The 261-nt window shown below is 54.0% G+C and carries 1 rRNA gene; it reads left to right on the top strand.

Annotated features, from left to right (window positions below):
* Positions 1–261, top strand: a 23S ribosomal RNA gene (locus MRBLAR12_RS21050); the annotation flags it as partial.

Raw genomic sequence — 261 nt, 5'->3', positions numbered from 1 at the left:
CTGATAAGCCTAAATACTCCCTAATGACCGATAGCGGACCAGTACCGTGAGGGAAAGGTGAAAAGTACCCCGGGAGGGGAGTGAAACAGTACCTGAAACCGTGTGCTTACAATCCGTCGGAGCAGCCTTGTAGCTGTGACGGCGTGCCTTTTGAAGAATGAGCCTGCGAGTTAGTGTTACGTCGCGAGGTTAACCCGTGTGGGGAAGCCGTAGCGAAAGCGAGTCTGAATAGGGCGTTGCAGTGGCGTGATCTAGACCCGA

The sequence above is a fragment of the Arthrobacter sp. LAR12-1-1.1 genome (assembly GCF_040676555.1).
Lineage (GTDB): Bacteria > Actinomycetota > Actinomycetes > Actinomycetales > Micrococcaceae > Arthrobacter.
The sequence above is the reverse complement of the archived record's forward strand: the minus strand, read 5'-3'. Positions and strand labels throughout refer to the sequence as shown.